Annotated in this window: 13 protein-coding genes and 1 pseudogene; 8 read left to right on the top strand and 6 right to left on the bottom strand. The window is 61.2% G+C overall.

The window, feature by feature from the left end; all coding sequences use genetic code 11:
• Positions 1–45: 45 nt before the first annotated feature.
• From MCB86_RS13290 to MCB86_RS13280, 3 genes and pseudogenes are all read left to right on the top strand, one after another.
• Positions 46–607, top strand: a pseudogene (locus MCB86_RS13290) (EAL domain-containing protein); the annotation flags it as partial.
• Between the two features lie 4 nt (positions 608–611).
• Positions 612–959, top strand: a complete 348-nt coding sequence (locus MCB86_RS13285) for a hypothetical protein (protein ID WP_045163950.1) — start codon at positions 612–614, stop codon at positions 957–959.
• A 62-nt stretch (positions 960–1,021) separates the two neighbouring features.
• Positions 1,022–1,210: a hypothetical protein gene (locus MCB86_RS13280; RefSeq protein WP_045163949.1), complete on the top strand. Its 189-nt coding sequence runs from the start codon at positions 1,022–1,024 to the stop codon at positions 1,208–1,210.
• Positions 1,211–1,261: 51 nt separating this feature from the next.
• Here MCB86_RS13280 and MCB86_RS13275 read toward each other — a convergent pair whose 3' ends face one another.
• Both MCB86_RS13275 and yccS read right to left on the bottom strand, forming a co-directional pair.
• Positions 1,262–2,446, bottom strand: a complete 1,185-nt coding sequence (locus MCB86_RS13275; RefSeq protein ID WP_239611209.1) for an NAD(P)/FAD-dependent oxidoreductase — start codon at positions 2,444–2,446, stop codon at positions 1,262–1,264.
• 164 nt (positions 2,447–2,610) lie between these two features.
• The gene (gene yccS, locus MCB86_RS13270) at positions 2,611–4,797 is read right to left on the bottom strand and encodes a YccS family putative transporter (protein ID WP_045163948.1); all 2,187 of its coding nucleotides are present in this window, start codon (positions 4,795–4,797) and stop codon (positions 2,611–2,613) included.
• A 192-nt stretch (positions 4,798–4,989) separates the two neighbouring features.
• Between yccS and MCB86_RS13265 the strand changes: the two genes are divergently transcribed.
• On the top strand, positions 4,990–6,468 hold the full coding sequence (locus tag MCB86_RS13265; RefSeq protein ID WP_239611208.1) for an alkaline phosphatase PhoX: 1,479 nt from the start codon (positions 4,990–4,992) through the stop codon (positions 6,466–6,468).
• 222 nt (positions 6,469–6,690) lie between these two features.
• Here the strand turns inward: MCB86_RS13265 and dbpA are convergent, their stop codons facing one another.
• On the bottom strand, positions 6,691–8,070 hold the full coding sequence (dbpA, locus tag MCB86_RS13260; protein WP_239611207.1) for an ATP-dependent RNA helicase DbpA: 1,380 nt from the start codon (positions 8,068–8,070) through the stop codon (positions 6,691–6,693).
• 124 nt (positions 8,071–8,194) lie between these two features.
• On the opposite strand from dbpA, the gene MCB86_RS13255 reads away from it, so the two are divergent.
• From MCB86_RS13255 to MCB86_RS13240, 4 genes are all read left to right on the top strand, one after another.
• Positions 8,195–8,716, top strand: coding sequence for an ATP-dependent zinc protease (locus MCB86_RS13255; RefSeq protein WP_045163946.1), 522 nt, complete (start codon positions 8,195–8,197; stop codon positions 8,714–8,716).
• 763 nt (positions 8,717–9,479) lie between these two features.
• Positions 9,480–9,743, top strand: a complete 264-nt coding sequence (locus MCB86_RS13250) for a DUF4212 domain-containing protein (RefSeq protein ID WP_045163945.1) — start codon at positions 9,480–9,482, stop codon at positions 9,741–9,743.
• A 6-nt stretch (positions 9,744–9,749) separates the two neighbouring features.
• On the top strand, positions 9,750–11,519 hold the full coding sequence (locus tag MCB86_RS13245) for a sodium:solute symporter family protein (RefSeq protein ID WP_045163944.1): 1,770 nt from the start codon (positions 9,750–9,752) through the stop codon (positions 11,517–11,519).
• A gap of 90 nt (positions 11,520–11,609) precedes the next feature.
• Positions 11,610–12,131 carry a hypothetical protein gene (locus tag MCB86_RS13240; RefSeq protein ID WP_045163943.1) on the top strand — a complete coding sequence of 174 codons (522 nt, stop codon included), beginning with the start codon at positions 11,610–11,612 and terminating at the stop codon, positions 12,129–12,131.
• 66 nt (positions 12,132–12,197) lie between these two features.
• Here MCB86_RS13240 and MCB86_RS13235 read toward each other — a convergent pair whose 3' ends face one another.
• The 3 genes from MCB86_RS13235 to MCB86_RS13225 are packed head-to-tail and all read right to left on the bottom strand — an operon-like array spanning position 12,198 to position 15,924.
• A complete protein-coding gene (locus tag MCB86_RS13235; RefSeq protein ID WP_045163942.1) occupies positions 12,198–12,380 on the bottom strand; it encodes a hypothetical protein in 183 nt (60 codons plus the stop codon).
• Entirely contained in the window at positions 12,377–13,498 is a 1,122-nt protein-coding gene (locus tag MCB86_RS13230) for a PepSY-associated TM helix domain-containing protein (RefSeq protein ID WP_239611206.1), read from the bottom strand. The genes MCB86_RS13235 and MCB86_RS13230 overlap by 4 nt, the downstream gene beginning before the upstream one ends.
• Positions 13,498–15,924, bottom strand: a complete 2,427-nt coding sequence (locus MCB86_RS13225) for a TonB-dependent receptor (protein ID WP_239611205.1) — start codon at positions 15,922–15,924, stop codon at positions 13,498–13,500. Before MCB86_RS13225 ends, MCB86_RS13230 begins: the two co-directional genes overlap by 1 nt.
• Positions 15,925–16,029 lie beyond the last annotated feature (105 nt).

The raw sequence follows: 16,029 nt of genomic DNA, 5'->3' as shown, positions 1-16,029 counted from the left end.
TCTACCCCGGCTGCTGGACGGGCGAAGCCGCCTGAATCGGCTTAGATCACCGAGACGCTGCTGATGCAGAATAGCTAGCTGACGCTGAGTAGCCTGCGCGAAATTGCGGCGCTCGGTATGCGGCTGGCGCTGGACGACTTCGGCACCGGCTACTCCTCGCTCGGCTACCTGAAGCGCTTTCCGCTGCACATCCTCTCTCAAGGTCGATCGCAGTTTCATCGCTGCCGCGCCGGAGGATGCCAATTCGGTCGCTATCAACCGGGAGATCTTCGGGCTGGGCCATAGCCTCGGCCTGGCGGTGATCGCCGAAGGGATAGAACGCCCCGCGCAATTGCGGTTCCTGATCGCCGAAGGCTGCCAGATCGCCCAGGGGTACTGGTTCAATCGGCCTATGCCCGCCGCCGAACTGCAACCGCTGTTCAGCGACGTAGCGTGTTTCGAAGGGCTTTGGCGCTTGCTGCCGCAGTCCAGACGGTCCGCGGAACACAGTCGCCGACGTTCGCTTTGGCAAGCCAAGGCACTCTTGGCGATAGCAAGGGTCAACTTCTGTGGAATCGATGATTCAAGAAGTCGCCGGCTGCCTGCCGGCTCACTCTGTAGGAGGTGACCCCATGCGTCTTGCTTATTTATCTGCCCCTGTCCTAGGTCTGCTGCTGGTTGGTTGTGGCCCGGATGAGGAGCCCAAACGCGACGAGATGCCGCCGCAGCCGACCACCGAGCAGCCCGCCGTGCCGCCAACCAGCACGCCGCCGGCTGATACTGGCACTGACACTGGTACTGGCGCCGGTACGGGTGCGGGTCCAGGTACAACCGGTACCGGAACGGGCGCAGGTGCGGAAACAGGTACCGGAACCGGTATGGGCACCGCGCCGGCTGACAACGGCAGCGGCATGGGCACTGAGTCGGGTGCCGGTACCGCGCCCAACACCACCGGCAGCGGTACGGGTACTTCGCAGTAACGTCTCAAGTCCGTGGGTGTCTCGCGAGCCTGGCGAGGCACCCACTTTTGCAGGAGATCCGTATGAAATCGAAATGTATCGTTGTCGCCGCAGTGTTGCCCCTTTCGCTGATGCTCGCCGCCTGCTCGCCAGACGATGAGCCCTCGGCTATGGATAACAACAGCGACAACCAGCAGGAATATCAGAACACCGCGACTGACCCAGCTGGGCCGCGCGAGGTCTCGCCGCCATCGAACCTGTCCAACGAGTAACGGCACGCCCCGGTGGGGGGTGTTTCTTGCGTAAGAGCTCTACGGGGTGAGTCAGACGTACTGCGCGGCGGCATAGGCGGACGCCCAGGCCCACTGAAAATTGAACCCGCCCAGGTGACCGGTAACGTCGAGCACTTCACCGATGAAATAAAGCCCCGCGGCCTTTTGCGATTCCATGGTTTTCGACGACACCTCACGGGTATCCACGCCGCCCAGCGTTACTTCCGCGGTGCGATAGCCCTCTGTCCCAGCGGGCACCAGTTGCCAATTGCCAAGCTTCTCCGCCACCTCTTCAAGCTCGCCCGGGTTGTACTGCTTCAGCGGCTTGGAAACGAACCAGTGCTCGGCCAGAAGCCCTGCCATCTTGCGGGTGAACAGCTCGCCCAGGAGCGTCTTCAGCTCGGTGTTGGGTCGCTCGCGTCGCTGTTCGTCGAGCCAGTCGATGAGATTCAGGTGCGGTAGCAGGTTGATCTCGATGGTGTCACCTGGTTGCCAATACGACGACACCTGCAGAATCGCCGGCCCGGAAAGACCGCGATGGGTGAACAGAATATTTTCACGAAAGCTCTGGCCGTTGCAGCTGACCAGGCAGTCTTCCACCGAAGTGCCGGAAAGCGCTTCGCACATGCCCTTCAGCTGCGGCTCGGTGATGGTGAACGGCACCAGGCCGGCACGGGTCGGCAGCACGTTGTGGCCGAACTGTCGCGCAATCTGATAGCCGAAGCCACTGGCACCGAGCGTCGGGATCGACAGCCCGCCGGTGGCGATGACCAGTGATTGGCAGGCGAGCTCGCCGGCGTCGCTCTGCAGCTGATAGCCACTTTCAGTTCGCTCCACGGACTGCACGGCGATACTCAGCCGCATGTCGACCCCGGCCTGCTGACACTCCTCGAGCAGCATGCCGAGGATGTCGCTGGCCTTGTGATCACAGAACAGCTGGCCGAGCTTCTTCTCGTGATAGGGCACGCCGTGGCGGCTGACCATCTCGATGAAATCCCACTGGGTATAACGAGCCAGGGCGGATTTGCAGAAGTGCGGATTGGCGGAGAGGAAGTTGGCCGGCTCGGTGTACATATTGGTGAAATTGCAGCGCCCGCCACCAGACATGAGAATCTTTTTGCCCGCCTTGTTGGCATGGTCGAGTAGCAGCACCCGGCGACCCCGAGCCGCCGCGGTGAAGGCACACATCAACCCTGCCGCGCCGGCGCCGATTACCACCACATCCGTCTGCAACACCGCTCACCTCGGTCGGGCCTGAAAACGCGGCATGGTACCCCGCCGCAGCGGCGGATGCAGCGCTCTTCGGCGGTCGGCATGGATCGCTCCGGACTGTTTTTCGACGCACGCCGAGTAGGGCATACGGGTTTGCATGGCTGACTGCCTGGGACCGTATAGTTGCCTCAGGGCAAGGGGGAGGAGGGCTGGCGAACCAGGTGACTGGCCATACTGCGCAGCGGCGCCAGTTGACGGCAGATCAGGCCCAACTGCGTCTGCAGCAGGCGATGCGTATCGTCCATCTCTTCGGATGTCTGTTCGAGTTGCTGCGCCAGGGTTTCTTCGTCCTCGCTGTAAACCGCCACCGGCTGGTTGTTTTGCAAGGCCGCCGCCAGTTCATCAAGGCCGCCCGCCAGGCGTTGCGCGGCGCTTTCCAGCAGATCGTCGCGGGCGTCGTCGGGCAGGCTCTCGCGATGCGCGCCCAGCCCCGACAGGTAATTGAGTAGCGTGTGCGAGAGGATCAGAAAGCGGAAGCCGGTCTCGGCGTCCTTTCGGAAGTGGCCCGGTTCCAACAGCATGTTCGACAGCGTGGTCGACAGCGCGGCATCGGCGTTGTGGGCGTTGCGTCGGGCCAAACGGTAGGCCAGATCATCGCGCTTGCCGCTCTCGTACTGGCGCATGATCTGACGCAGATAATCCGCGTTGCGGCTAAGGGTGTTGGCGACCACCTGGTTGAGGCGGCGGCCCTGCCAGTCCGGAAGGATTAGAAAGACCGCGGCTGCGGCGATCAGGCTACCCAACAGGGTGTCGACCAGGCGCGGCCAGATCAGCCCGTAGCCGTCGCCGACCTGGTTGAAGCAGAACAGCACCAGCAGCGTGATCGCCGCCGTCGCCAGGGTGTAGCGGCTGCTTCGTGTGGCAAAGAACACCACCCCGGCGACCACGGCGAACAGCGCCTGGATCTGCTGACTCGGAAACAGATCGAACAGCGCCCAGCCCACCACCAGCCCTAGCACGGTGCCGGTCACCCGCTGCACCAGCTTGATCCGGGTCGCGCCGTAGTTCGGCTGGCAGACGAATACCGTGGTCAGCAGTACCCAGTAACCCTGTTCCGGATGAATCGCATGCAGCACGGCGTAGCCGCACACCAGCGCCAGGCTCATGCGCAGGGCGTGGCGAAACAGCAACGAGGTGGGTGTCAGTTGCAGGCGGATACGTGCGAAGGCGTCGCGTATCGATTGCGGATCGCGGTCCAGCAGGCTGCTGTCTTGCTCGCCCTCAAGTGCGTCCGGGTTGCTGGCGCTGGCGAGCTGGCGCTGCATGGTCGACAGGTTGCCCGACAGAGCGCGCAATGAACGCAGCAATCCGCGCCAGGCCGGGTTGCTTTGCATCCGCAGGTGCTCCAGCGACGACTCGAGATCGGCTAGCGCCTGCCCATTGGCTTCGCTGTAGCGAAAGGGTTGGCGCAGCTGTATCGCGTTGGCTAGCTCGGCGCAGGCCACACCCTGCAGCCGCAACAGTCGGCCGCAGCGAAACAGTACGTCGCTGTGGAAGAACGCCTCGGCCAACGCCTGATAGGGGTAATGCGAGGAGCTGACGCGTTCGTGCAGGTCTTGAGCGAGGAAATAGAGCTTGAGGTAATGACTGATTTTCACGCCCGGCCGCCCATTGCCGAGTCGGTGCAGCAGGGTTTCCTTGGTGGCATTGAGCGCGCTGACCACGCGGCCGTTCTGTTGCGCCAGCTGCAGGCGGCGCTCTTCCACATCGAGCTGACGCACCGGCTCGAACAGCGAGGCCTTGAGTTTGAAGTACCGGCCCAGCTCCCGATACAGCCTGGCCAGGCTCTGCTGCACGGGTTGGTGCGAAAACAGCGCATTCCAGAGCACAGACAACAGTCCGTACCAGGTTGCCCCGGCCAGCAGCAAGAAAGGGTCGCGCCAGGGATGGAGCGCCTCGCCGCCGCGCTGATCGGCGGCGATCATGCTGTAAATGGATAGGATCAGCGTGGCTTGGGCAATGGTCGCGTATCGCTCGCCCAGCGCGCCAAGCATGACCAGGCCGAACGCGGCGGCAGCCATGCCGAGGGCGAACAGCCACGGGTAGGGGAACAGCAATTGCACCGAAGCCGTCGCGATGCTGAAGCACAGCAGGGTGACCAGCAGTGCCGAGAGCCGTCCGAGCCAGCTGTCGTCTGTTTCCGCCAGGGCGCTGGCGATTACCCCGAGAAACAGCGGGATGGCCAGGGTCGGCTGCTCGAGAGACCAGCTAAGCCCCATGCTGCCAGCCAGCGCGATCAATACGCGCAGGCTGTAGCCGAACTTCTCCAGGGCCCAGAGGCGGCGCAAGGAATGGCTGAGCGATGGTGAACGCATGGGGCAGTCGGGCCTGGCTATGGAAAGGGGGTTGGGCGCCTGTGGCGTGCAGACGTCACGGCTTGCGTTGCAAAGCTTATACCGTCCATCCGTCCCGTATCACCGGAACGCCATCGCTTGGTCATCGTTCCGCCGTAATCGTCTGGCTTCATTCCATGCGCCCCTCCCCATCCCGATAAAAGAGGACACCGCATGAACCGTGAACATGATGCCAGCCGCCGCAACCTGCTCAAAGGCAGTGCCATCGCCGCCGTGGTCGCCACGACACCTTTCCTCGGCACGCTGCAAGCCTTTGCCGCACGCAACGCTCAGGGTCGCGGTGCGGGCTTGGTTCGTAGCAGCTACGGTCCGCTGCGCCCAACCAAAGACCTGAGTACGGGTCTGGAGCTGTTGCAGTTGCCAGACGGCTTCCAATACAGGAGTTTCTCCTGGACCGGCGACCTGATGGTAAATGGCCAACCGGTCCCCGCGTCCCACGATGGCATGGGCGTCATTGATGTGCGTCGCGGTCCGAATGGCCCGGAAATCGTGCTGGTGCGCAACCATGAAGCCGGTACCGGTAGCCTGATCGAAGCCAACGGCATCTATGACGACGTCACCCTCGCCAACGGCCAGCGTCCGGCCGGGGGCACCACCAACCTATACGTGTCGCGGGACATCGAACAGCCGGTACGGACCCTGCCCAGCCTGGGTGGTACGCGTACCAACTGCGCGGGCGGCGTCACGCCGTGGGGCACCTGGTTGTCCTGCGAAGAAACCACCGCCGACTACCGCAGCGTCGGCGGCCGCGCCCACGGCTATGTCTTCGAAGTGACGGCAGACCCGGCGCTGACCACCGGCCAGCCGATCATTCAGATGGGGCGCTTCGCCCATGAAGCGGTAGCCGTCGACCCGCGCAACAGTTACGTCTACCTGACCGAGGATGCGCGCAACCAGGCCGGTTACTACCGCTACATACCGACCGATGCCAGCCAGCAACCGGGCTCGCTCGCCGTGGGTGGAATCCTGCAGGTGGCACGGGTACGCAACCGCGCGCTGATCGACCTGCATGCGCCGAGCCAGGGCGACAGCTATCAGCTGGAATGGGTCGAGGTGTCGAATCCTGATCTCGATCCGCAGCCCGAGGGCAGTGGACCCTTTGCCCAGGCCCGTCAGGCGGGAGGTCTGAGCATGAGCCGTGGCGAAGGTATTTGGTACAGCGAAGGCAAGCTGTTCATCGTCGACACCAGCGCCGGTACCGACAGCCAGGGACGTGCCGGTTACGGTCGCGGCGCGGTATGGATGCACGATTTGGCAACCGACCGGCTGACTTGCATCTTCGCCTCCACCGATGCCGAGATCGCCAACAACCCGGACAACATCACCGTCAGCCCGCGCGGGGGCCTGTTGCTTTGCGAGGACGGCGGCGGTGTACAGGATATGTACGGTTTCGGCGAACGTCTGTTGGGGCTGACCACGGCGGGCGAAGCCTATATTTTCGCCAAGAACAACGTGGTGTTCGACGACATACAGGCTGCGGCAGTCGGAAAGAAAGTGTCCGGCGGCGACTACCGCAACCGTGAGTTCTGTGGAGCCTGTTTCGACCCGAGCGGGCATTTTCTCTTCGTCAATATCCAGACCCCGGGCATCACCTTCGCCATCTGGGGTCCCTGGGCGCGTGGGTCGTTGTAGAAGCAGCTGGAAGCCTGAAGCTGGAATCCGGAAGTAAAGCCTTGGGCTTGTGGGGTGGGTGTCGCGCCTTAAGTACACCGTGGCCGCGATTGGTGGATCGGTGAAGCGTGATCCACCCTACGTCAGCTTCGTAGGATGGGTGCAACCCATCAAAGCCGGGCGGTGGAGCCGAACGAAACCCCGCGCACCCGCGCGCAATTCCGCTTTGGCTTCCATCCGGTCTTACAGCTGCCTAACCTTCAACGACCGCCCTTTGATCTTCCCGGCATTCAAGCGGTTGAGCGCCTGTCTGGCGACATCGCGCTCGACTGCGACGAATGCCTGGAAATCGAAGATCGCGATCTTGCCAACCTGCGTGCCCGGAATTCCCGCATCGCCGGTGAGCGCACCAAGAATATCGCCGGGGCGCAATTTGTCCTTGCGGCCTGCGCCGATGCAGAGTGTCACCATTGGCGGCTGCAGTGGTCCGCCCGACTGCGCTTTCAGATCGCTCAACGGTTGCCAATTAAGCGGCGCTTTCTGACGTTCCTCGATGGCCCGGGCGCGGTGGGCTTCGGCGGGAGCGACCAGGCTGATGGCAATCCCCTTCTTGCCGGCGCGCCCGGTACGCCCGACTCGGTGGATGTGAATCTCCGAATCACGCGCCAGCTCGACGTTGATCACCATGTCCAGCGCATCGATATCCAGGCCACGGGCGGCAACATCGGTCGCCACCAGTACCGACAGGCTGCGGTTGGCGAACATCGCCAGGACCTGATCGCGATCGCGTTGCTCCAGATCGCCATTGAGCGCCATGGCGGAAATGCCCTTGGCGCTGAGCTGGTCGACCAGCTCCTGGCACTGTTGTTTGGTGAAGCAGAACGCGACGCAGGTTTCGGGGCGGAAGCTGGCGAGGATGCGAACCACGGCATTCATTCGATCTTCCGGATCGATCTCGTAGAAGCGCTGTTCGATCTGCGTGTCGTCATGCAGCGCTTCGACTTTCACTTGTTGCGGGTCGCGCATGAACGTCGCCGAAAGCTGCTTGATGCCGGCCGGGTAGGTGGCGGAGAACAACAGCGTCTGACGCTTGCTCGGGGTCTGCCCGATGATCTCGGCGATGGCATCGTAGAAGCCCATGTCGAGCATGCGATCGGCTTCATCGAGCACCAGCGTGTTGAGACCGTCGAGTTTAAGCGTGCCCTTTTTCAGGTGTTCCTGAATACGTCCGGGCGTGCCGACGATGACGTGCGCGCCGTGTTCCAGCGAGCCGATCTGCGGGCCGATGGAGACGCCGCCGCAGAGGGTGAGGATCTTGATGTTGTCCGCCGAGCGTGCCAGTCGGCGCAGCTCCTTGGCGACCTGATCGGCCAATTCACGGGTCGGACATAGCACCAGTGCCTGGCAGCCGAAATAGCGGGGATTGAGCGGCTCGAGCAACGCGATGCCGAAGGCGGCGGTCTTGCCGCTGCCGGTCTTGGCCTGTGCGATCAGGTCCATCCCCTTGAGCATCACTGGCAGACTCTGCGCCTGGATCGGCGTCATGTCGGTGTAGCCGAGGGCGTCGAGGTTGGCCAGCGTCGCGGGGCTGAGGGGCAGGGTGGCGAAGGCTGAACTGGGCACGGTAATGATCTGCAAGGGAAGGTGGCGCGCAGTCTAACAGGCCTGTGCGGTCGTCGCGTGGCCGGAACGGATACAGCCGAAGCGAGTCCCAAAGGAAGTCAATGGATACTCCCAGGAGGCTGTTTTGTCCCGTTTGTTGTTGCTGCTCAGTGCGCTATCCCTTCCCGCCATTGCCGCAGAGCCGACGCTCTTCGGCCGCTATGAACAGATCAAGGTCGAGGATCTCGGCAAGACGCTCAAGGCCAAGATGGATACCGGCGCGATGACCGCCTCGTTGTCGGCTCGGGACATCGAGCGTTTCGAACGTGAAGGCGAAGACTGGGTGCGCTTCCGCCTAGCCATCGAAGGCGCCGGCGATACCCTCTATGAGCGGCCACTGGCACGCATTGCCGAGATCAAGACTCGGGCAGAGGAGGCGGCGAACACCGACGACGATACCGATCTTGAGCGTGGGCCGGATGTCGCCGAGCGACCGGTGGTCGAGATGCAGCTATGCATCGGTGATCAACTGCATGACGCCGAGGTGAACCTTACCGACCGCAGCCATTTTCGTTACCCCCTGCTGATCGGCGCCACGGCGATCCGCGATCTCGAAGCCGCCATCGATCCTGCGCAGAAATACACCGCGGGTCGCCCTGCTTGCTGAGGCAAGTCTGCCGGGACATAGCAAAGCTACGGTATCGGTAGGCTTTGTGCCGGCAGCTCCGCTCTGGCCTGCCTGGTGGGTGTTATATCCGCCTCTGTTCGAATCCTGCGCAGACATCACCTGCAGCCCGACCACCGAGTCGGGCTGTTTTGCTTCTGATCCCGTGTGGCGGTCTTTGCCAAATGATTGAGAGCGGTAGTGCAACGTGGCGGCTTACGCAAAAGAAAGTGTAGGCGCGAGGGAAATGTGCGACGCACTTCATCTAACAGGGAGTTTATCCGGGAAGCAGTAAATATTTTCCGCGTAGCTTCTATATCTATATTGCAATTAGCTGTTGGTTTTATGTCCGTCTCGTTAATGGGTATATCAGTAACAAATGATCACTGGGTTTTGTTTGTGCTCGGAATTGATTCAACGGCAGAGATACGGGCAATGATTTGTCCTGTTTGTAAGTGCGTTGAGTTGGTTGCATCCTTGGACTAGCGACTCGCATGGTTTCGAAAATGGCCGTTCATTTTGAAGGGCTATTGTCGATGTCCTCTCTGCCACGTTCCCCGACAGTGCGACGCGCCCCGGCATCAGGGCTCATCAGATGCACGCTGCCAACCTGATTTTTCATTCTGAAGGGCGTCCGGGAGACAGCATATACCGGCCATTTAGGCGTTCGTCAGACTAAAGTCGGGGCTTTCTTTCCGTAACGCTTCCTTGCTAGATTCACGCTGTGGTTTCCTTTACCCGTAATAACAATAAGACGGAGAACGTCATGGCCGACGCCGATAAAGAAAATGCTGCTGCGTACTGGAAGGCGAACGTTCGCCTCATAACATGGAGCCTTGTGGTCTGGGCTCTCGTCTCATATGGCTTTGCTATCCTCTTGCGCCCATTGTTGTCCGGTATCCCGGTCGGCGGAACAGATCTGGGGTTCTGGTTCGCCCAACAAGGTTCCATCATTACGTTCATTTTGATCATCTTCCACTACGCGTGGCGGCTGAACAAACTGGACAAGGAATTCGGGGTCGAGGAGTAAGCCACAATGAGCCAATATTGGATAAATATGTTGTTTGTGGGCGCATCCTTCCTGCTGTACATAGGGATTGCGGTGTGGGCCCGAGCTGGATCGACCAAAGAGTTCTACGTAGCTGGCGGTGGCGTCCATCCCGTAACTAACGGTATGGCAACTGCAGCTGACTGGATGTCTGCGGCGTCTTTCATTTCGATGGCGGGTATCATTGCATCCGGTGGTTACGCGACTTCGGTTTACCTGATGGGCTGGACCGGCGGTTACGTGTTGCTCGCGATGCTGCTGGCGCCCTATCTGCGTAAATTTGGCAAATTCACCGTACCTGACTTCATCGGTGATCGTTTCTACAGCCGAGGCGCGCGCCTGGTTGCGGTTATCTGCCTGATTCTGATTTCGGTCACCTACGTGATCGGCCAGATGTCCGGTGCTGGTGTTGCTTTCTCCCGATTCCTCGAAGTGAGCAACGACGTTGGTATCTGGCTCGCTGCCGCGATCGTGTTCGCCTATGCGGTATTTGGCGGCATGAAGGGCATCACCTATACCCAGGTGGCGCAATACGTGGTGCTGATCATCGCCTACACCATCCCGGCCGTGTTCATCGCCTTCCAGTTGACCGGTAACCCCATTCCGATGCTCGGTATGTTCGGTACCCACGTCGAATCCGGTATGCCGCTGCTGGACAAGCTGGATACTGTCGTTCAGGACCTGGGCTTCGCTGCTTACACTGCTGATGTCGACAACAAGCTGAACATGTTCCTGTTCACCCTGTCGCTGATGATCGGTACTGCTGGTCTGCCGCACGTCATCATTCGCTTCTTCACCGTGCCGAAAGTAGCTGACGCTCGCTGGTCGGCTGGCTGGACCCTGGTTTTCATCGCGCTGCTGTACCTGACCGCTCCGGCCGTTGCGTCCATGGCTCGTCTGAACCTGGTCAACACCATCTATCCGGAAGGTCCGCAGGCGGAAGCGATTCTCCATGCAGAGCGTCCGGCCTGGATGCAGACCTGGGAAGAAACTGGTCTGATCCAATTTGAAGACAAGAACAATGATGGCCGCATCCAAATGTACAACGACACCAACGCTGCCTTTGCTCCTACTGCGCAAGAGCGTGGTTGGAACGGCAACGAGCTGGTCGTCAACAATGACATCATCGTTCTGGCCAACCCGGAAATCGCCAACCTGCCTGGCTGGGTTGTCGGTCTGATCGCGGCGGGCGGTATTGCGGCAGCGCTGTCGACAGCTGCAGGTCTGCTGCTGGCTATCTCCTCGGCGATTAGTCATGACCTGATCAAAACGATCATCAATCCGAAGATCAGCGAGAAGAGCGAGATGCTGGCTGCTCGTCTTTCCATGACGGGTGCGATTCTCGTGGCTACCTGGCTGGGGCTGAATCCACCAGGCTTTGCGGCACAGGTGGTGGCACTGGCGTTCGGTCTGGCAGCATCGAGTTTGTTCCCGGCGCTGATGATGGGGATCTTCTCCAAGCGTGTGAACAGCAAGGGTGCGGTCGCGGGCATGCTGGTTGGTCTGGTGAGCACCAGCGTCTACATCTTCCTGTATCTGGGCTGGTTCTTCATTCCAGGCACTGCGTCGTTCGCCAATACGCCTGCAGAGTGGATGTTCGGCATTTCCCCGCAAGCCTTCGGTGCTATCGGTGCGATGCTCAACTTTGCAGTGGCCTACGCGGTATCGATGGCTACCGAGGCACCGCCGCAGGCGATTCAGGATCTGGTCGAAAGTGTTCGTACTCCGAAAGGTGCGGGCGCTGCGCTTGATCACTAATTCGTCCAGAAGTTGGGTTTAGAATCTGACCCATGGGTGAAACAAGTCGGGCTTCCATTTGGAAGCCCGACTTTTTTAAGGAAGATTCATATGATCTGGCATCTAATCGCTGCAATCGTCGCCGCAGTGGCGGGTGCGGGGGTCGCGCTGTTGTTGCGCAGCCTGACCCGTAAGCGGCTACCGAAGTGGATCATCCCGGCATTTGCCGGTCTGGGCATGCTCGGCTACACCATCCATTACGAATACACCTGGTTCGACACCAAGCAAGCGCGTCTACCGCAGGGCTCCGTTGTGGTATCGAGCGAAGAGGGTGAGATGTTCTGGCGCCCCTGGACCATCAAGTTTCCGATGCCACTGGTCTATACGGTACTCGATGGCGCGAGCGCGCAGATCGAAGAGACCAGCAAGGGTCCCGTCGCTCGTTTCACCCTGTATCGCTTTGAAAAGCATCATCTGATGTCCACGGTGAAAAGCGCAAATTACCAGGCGCTTTGCACCGAGAAGGTGATGTTCCGGCTGAACGAGGAAGGTCAGGCGAAGTTTGAAACCATGACCGAACTGGACGTGGCTGCGCCGCTTTATCAGGCCGTTTGCACAGCCGATCACTCCTGATCACTCCATGCCAGCGATGCCGCCTGCGATGGCGGTCAGGGCTGCTGGCGCTGGTTGATCCTTTCGCTACCGGCTCGGCTTCCGCGGCCGGGGTAGCAGGGGCCACAGCCCCAGCCCCGCCTGCGCGCCCAACCCGAGCCAGGCCAAGGTATCCCACCAGCCATCACCCAACAGCGCGGCGAACAATCCGGCCATGCCGAGCAGGGCGATCAGGCTGGGCAGCAGAAACGTCGATTGGCGCCAGCTCATGCCATCACCTCGCGCGTCGATGTGGCGCCGCGACGTCGTACCCACCATAGATAGAGCCCGCTGCTGAGCACGATGATCGTCAGCACGTCCAGCACCGCCCAGAGAATCTGCATCGGCCGCCCGCCGTAATCGCCGAAGTGCAGCGGCGAGGACAGCGACAGCGCATCCATGTACCAGGGGCGGCTGCCGGCAGCTGTGATGTCGAGCGTTTGCGCATCGATCAGCACCGGTGTGAGCAGATGTGAGGTCAGATGGCTGCTGCCGTTCATGAACACCGTGTAATGATGCTCGCTTGAAAAACGCGTACCGGGAAATGCAACGAAATCCGGCTGCATGCCTGGTGCTGCCTGAGCGGCGATTTCCAGCAACTGACTGGCCGGTGCGCGTTCCGTCAACGGCGGGGCATCCCGGTAGGGCTCGAGCATCGCGCTTAGGGATTCGGCACGCCAAGCCTCGATCAGCAGGTCCGCACAGGCGCTGACCACACCGGTGATGCCCACCACCAAGGCCCAACTGAGCGTGACGACACCGATCAGGTTGTGCAAATCCAGCCAGCGGGTACGGCTGGCTCGTTCATGCCGCACTTGAGCAAATTCCAGTCGCCGCATGAACGGCGCGTAGAGCACCACTCCGGAAATGATGGCGACGACGAACAGCAATCCCATGAAAGCCAAAAGCAGCTTGCCGGGAAGCCCAGCGAACATGTCCACGTGCATGCGCAAGAAGAACATCATCAGCCCGCCATTGGCCGCCGGCATTTCCAGCGCTTCGCCGGTGCGCGCATCGAGCATGAAGGTATAGGACGAATTCGGCTCGGTGCCGGCGGTCGCCGCCATGATGGCGACCACACCGGACGGCTCGTCTGCTTCCCAGCCCAGGTACTGGACCACCTCTTGCGGTCGATGCCGTTCGGCTGCTGCGACCAACTGCTGCAGATCCAGGTGCGGGGTGTCGGCAGGCATCTCACGCAGCTCGGGCGCCTCGCCAAGCAGGTGCTCCAGCTCGTGGTGAAAGATCAGCGGTAGCCCGGTAATGGCAAGCATCAGCAGGAACAGCGTGCAGATCAGGCTGGTCCAGGTGTGGACGAAGGACCAGCGACGGATGGTGGTGGTCCGCATTAGAACTCCAGCTGCGCCGACAGCTTGAGGGTGCGTGGTGCTCCAATGTAATGGCTACTCAGCCAGTATTCCTCGTCGGTCAGGTTGCTCAGGTTGGCACGCAGAGTGAGGGCACGTTCATCCGCCAAGGCCATGCGATAGCGACCGCCCAGGTCGAATGTGGTGAACGAGGGGATGGTATTGTCGTTGGCCTCGTCGGTGTATTGCTTGCCGGTGTAGAAGGCGCCACCGGTGAGCGTCAGCCCGGGTACGCCGAAGATCGCGTATTCGCCGTACAGCTTGGCCAGGTGCCTCGCCACGTCGACCGGGCGATTGCCGTCGTTGGCAGCGTTCGCCGCGCCTTCTACCACCGGATCGAGCAAAGTGACGCCGCCTACCAGCGTCAGTGCTGGGGTAACGTTGCCCGTTACGCTGAACTCCAGGCCCTTATTGTTCTGCATGCCATCCTGAACGAAGAAATTGGCTGCATTGGTGTAGGTGTTGGGCTTCTCGATGTCGAACAGCGCAACGGTGTACAGGGCGCCGCCGAGCTCGGCTTTCGCACCGATTTCGTACTGCTCGCTGACGATCGGCGCCAGTGCCTGGCCGGCGTTGTTCGAGCCGCTCGGCGCCACGCCGCCCGTCTGCAGACCTTCGATGTAGGTCACGTACGTAGTCAGCCACTCGACTGGCTTGTAGACGAGCGAGACGTTGGGCGAGGTTTTAGTTTCGCTGTAGTCCTCAATTTCCGGCTCGCTGCCGAACGCTTCGACCCAGACGAAGTTGTCGCTGAAGGTCTTGATGCGCGAGTGCGTCACGCCGAGGATCGTCGACCATTGTTCGTTGAATGTGATGACGTCGCCGATCAGTACGCTGTCGGACTGGCTGCGGCTGGCCAGATGGTAGTCGCCATCGCCGAGGTCGTAGGCAGGCTTGGCCACCTGCGGCCGCTCGCTGAAGGGCACTTCGGGCGTAACCGACACGTATTGCGGACCCGGAAAGGGAATGTAATCGGTGTTATAGCGAACCCGGGCGGTGTTCCCTTGGTAACCGAAGGTCATCTCATGGCCGATGCCCACGGTATCGAAAACCGCATCGAGGAAAAGGTTACCGGAGGTCTCTTCGGTTTCCACCGGGGCGAAGGCGTAGAGCGGCTGGACGTACACGCCGGCCGAGTTCACGGTCGGCCCCGTATAGGCGTATTCGGTCGTGTACTGGCTGTAGCCCAGCGCGCCGCGCAGGCTGAACACGTCGCTCAGGCGCCACTGGAAGCGGCTGCCGACACGGTCGTGGCGACTGTCGTTGTAGGCCCAGCGTTGGCTATAGAGCTCGTCGTTCTCCAAGTCGTCGGCATCAGGCCGGAATGCTTGATCGGCGAAGTACCAGTAGCTGGTGAGGCCCCGCGTCTCGCTCTGCTTGTGCGAGGCGTCGAACTGGATGAGCAAGTCGTCGCTGACGTTCCAGTCCAGTGCGACGCTGGCCATGTGACGGCGTTCGACCTGTCCGTCAATGGCGGTTTCACCGTCCTGGGCGAGCAGGTTGACGCGGTAGGCGAAGCGACCTTCGCTGTCGATCGGCCCGCCGAAGTCGCCGTGCAGGTATTGGTTCTCGCCGCCAGGGGTGCCGTAGGTCACGCTGTTGTAGCGCTCGGCAGTGGGGCGCTTGAGCACGTAGTTGACCAGTCCGCCGGGGCTGGCCGGACCATATAGGAAGCCGGACAGACCGCTGAGGATTTCCAGCCGCTCCATTTCCTCGATGAAGTTGCCGCCATCGTAGCCATTACTGAAGCGCAGGCCGTCATTGGCGATGCTCAGGTTGCCGACGCCGCTGAAGCCGCGAATGGCTACCGCGCTGGCGTAACCGGCGCTGGTCGGGGAGGTGAACTGCGTGGTCGGGCTGAGCTTGAAGATGTCGTCGCTGGAGGTGGCCTGGATGTTATCCATCAGCTCCGAGGAAATCACTGTCACCGAATAGGGAGCATCCTGGAGTGCCATTGCGCCCAGCGCGCCGACGTTTCGCACGGCGCTGGCGCGATAGCCGCTTTCTTCGCCGCCCTCAGCCAACGCCTCGGTTGCCGTTACGGTGACATCCGGCAGTGCCATCGCCTCGGTTGCTGCCTGCTGCAAACTGAAGCTGCCCGAAGGGTCCTGACGAAGTTCGAGTCCGCTGCCGCGCAAGGCTCGCTGTAGCGCACCCTGGCCATCGAAGCGGCCTTGTACCGGCTCGGCCATGCGGTCGCGGGTCAACGCCGGATCGATGCTGAGCACCAGTCCCGCTTCGGCGGCGATACGATTGAGGGTCGAGGCCAGAGGTGCGGCGGGCAGAGAGTACTCGCGAACATCGCCAATAACCGCTTCGCCGTTGGCCGCCTGGGCCAGTAGTGGCAGTGGTGCGACGGCAATAGCAACGGCCAGGAGGCTGGGACGGAACAGTGAAAGCGATGGCATTTGTGAATAACTCCCGAATAGGAATATGTCTCAGTTATTCATCAGGCCGGATCAGAAATGAAAAGTGATAGGGGCAGCTGAAAATATTTTCATAGGGGCCTGCAG

It is taken from the genome of Pseudomonas sp. KSR10, from assembly GCF_022355455.1.
GTDB lineage: Bacteria > Pseudomonadota > Gammaproteobacteria > Pseudomonadales > Pseudomonadaceae > Stutzerimonas > Stutzerimonas stutzeri_E.
Note: the sequence above shows the minus strand (reverse complement) of the source record. Positions and strands in the feature narration are given on the sequence as shown.